The organism is Gilliamella sp. wkB18, assembly GCF_001690875.1.
Taxonomy (GTDB): domain Bacteria; phylum Pseudomonadota; class Gammaproteobacteria; order Enterobacterales; family Orbaceae; genus Gilliamella; species Gilliamella apicola_A.
Window position 1 is genome coordinate 1 of record NZ_LZHM01000019.1, and the last position, 2993, is coordinate 2993.

Annotated in this window: 1 protein-coding gene; it reads right to left on the reverse strand. The window is 39.9% G+C overall.

The genetic code is table 11. From position 1 onward, the window contains the following. Positions 1–97: 97 nt before the first annotated feature. Entirely contained in the window at positions 98–1762 is a 1665-nt protein-coding gene (gene ltrA / locus A9G48_RS00955; protein WP_065575663.1) for a group II intron reverse transcriptase/maturase, read from the reverse strand. Positions 1763–2993 lie beyond the last annotated feature (1231 nt).

Sequence of the window (2993 nt, forward strand, 5' to 3'; positions counted from 1 at the left end):
GTCGGGTAGCAACGACACATTACTGTGTCGCCGCCCCCTAAGAACTGTACGAGCGAATTTCTCCGCATACAGCTCAAGCCTTCCTATTAACTTATTGCTAAGTCGGTTTCAATACGTCTAACTTCAGTGCATGAACTTTAGTATGACATACAGGGTGTAATAATATTCTGTTTTCCAGCTTATTATCTCCCCCATGTACACGGTATATAATATGATGGTCATGCCAACCTGTCTCTTTTGTGATAGGTAACTGACATAATCCACAACGCCCTTTTTGTTCTTTATACAGCCTTTGCCATTGACTTCTGTGCGAATAATCTTCGTACATCCGTTTTTGGTAAAGCGTTTCGCCGTATAATTCCCATTCAGGTAAAAACGGATTGTATTCCGATTTCACCTTTACATGACGTTTAATTTCTGTCTTACTGCACAGCAGTAATTCCATCCATTTCTTTTCACCGTGTCGATTTATTGTGTGTGTGCCAAATATCCAGTCCCTGTTTTGTATCCTTGTAAAATATTTCTCTTTTACAAATCGTTTCCGTCTGTTACTGTGTCTTCGACAACACCAACGCCAAATCGCTTTCCAGACTAAATGGTCTACTTTACTGTACGTTTCTTTAGCAACAATGCTACGGTGATAGTTAGCCCATCCCCTTAACATTGGATTTAATTTTGCTATTAGTATGTCCTGCTTAACCATCTTCATTGCACTTATTGTCTCTTTTACCTTGCGATAAAATGCTTTCACATTCTTTTTGCTTGGTTTAATCAACAATTTGCCTTTAAATGATTTTACTGTCCACCCTAAGAAATCAAATCCTTGCTCGATATTAACAATGCGCGTCTTTCTTTCAGATAAGGTTAATCCTCTCTCTTTCAAAAATTCACGCATTACTGGTATAACTTCATTTTCCAGTAATTCTTTCGAACTTCCGGATATAATAAAATCGTCCGCATATCGAACCATATACACCTTATTGGCTCGCCGTTGTCTATTTCCTACTACACCGAAGTGTTTCGTTAATAGTTCGTCCATACCATCCAGTGCCATGTTCGCCAAAGTCGGTGAAATAATACCCCCTTGCGGTGTACCTTCCTCCGTCCGCTTGACCTGCCCCATATCCACTACACCCGATTTTAACCATTTTGCTAATATCCGCTTATTCATCGGAATATTTTCAATTAACCAATCATGGCTTATATGGTCAAAACATCCCTGTATGTCGGCATCCAATACCCATTGCGCCGTTTGTCTCATTTGACTCCCTTTGCGTGAGAATATCTTATGCACGTGGCTAATCGCATCCGCCGTTGAGCGGTTGATGCGAAATCCATATGAGTTTTTATCTGCTGTAGTTTCAGCAACAGGCTGTAAAGCAAATAAGTACAGCGCTTGCATTGCTCTGTCTTTCATGGTCGGAATGCCTAATGGGCGCTTCTTTCCATCCGATTTCGGAATATAAACCCGCTTTAGTGGCTTCGGTCTATATCCTTTACTTGTCAGCGTTGCAATCGCTTCCCATTTACTCTTTGGTGTTGACCATGTTACTTTGTCAACGCCTGCCGTTCTTTTACCTCTGTTTTCCGTCACCCTTCGCACTGCCAATTGCTTGGCGTACGTTGAGCGTGTTAGTAACCTTTGTAAGCGTTTAACCTTACGGTAGTCACCTTCAATTGTTGCCTTCGCAATCCGTACCTGCAACCCTTTAACATGTTTTGTTGCTTTGACCCAATCTATAGTGTGCCATAGCTCATTCATGTCAGGAGTCGCTGGAGCTGGACTACTTTTAACTTTTTGGTTAAACTTAGTGTACTCTTTCATACTTACTCCTGTAGTAACAGAAATAAGCAGAAATCTACTTGGCTTTGTGTGAATAATTTCTTCGTGTTGGACCACAAGAAGAAGAATTATTCAGTAGACCAAATAAATTCTACTTCTCTGTCACATGGTAAAATTGTTAGAGTAGGGAAATGGGCTTGTTTAACTTGCCTGTTTCCTTCCTCACCCAATCATTCCCGAAGAAATGACCACAAAAGGATTAGCCAACATCTTACGATGAAAGACCAGTTAGAAGTCTGCACCCTTTCGGGTTAGGTCATGTTTCATACCCTATATCAGCCATTACAGCCAATCATTCGCTTTCTCTAACCTCCCTTACCTGCACCCCCAACAGTATCGCTTGCGCTCTACCTGCCTTTCGGCGGAAATACAGGCTTACCAAGTTCCATTATTATCACATAAATAGTTAAGATGCTGCCTGTTCGCCGATAGTGTTTATGATGACGTATCCCCAATGTAAAAAGAGATATCCCACTATATACCTTTTTGGTTAGAGCTTGTCAGTAGCTTAAGCTCTTTACAATTCACGACGTTTATCAGCAATTCACTTACGTTCATCTTTCTATTTAGCCTAGCCCCTCATGACATGCTACTTGCCATTACTTAATGTTACCTCACGATACGCATTAACCTTGCTATTCCTCAAGGGGGTACATTGTTAGGAAGCTCCATACCAGACCGTTGCCAATCTCGCACTATCCCTAGGCTACTGTTAGTCATATAACAGGTTGACTCATATTTTATATAACATAGTGCCTATAAAATATGCCAACAATGATAATAACAGCTTGTGCACTTATTTAACTTCACAATAGGTCAATTCTAGCTTAAACTATATGCTGATGGGTTCTTTCGTTTCCTTGGTCAATTCAATAATTTCTTATTGAATACCTTGGAAATTCCAGAATATCAGATATGATTAATTGAATTGTCCAAAGAATTAGTTCTTTAAATATATGAGATTTGTCTCTCACAGACTAAAAATTATTCTTTACCGAATATAGGTTACACAATATCCTTTCGGACATGTGTAACGTCCTACTCAGATATTGTGAAGGGTAGCTAATTAAAGTTGTTCACTTTAATAGCCCACCTAACTTTATTGAATAAAATCAATAAGTTAGGTGCCATAAGCACGCCCTTGTCGCAC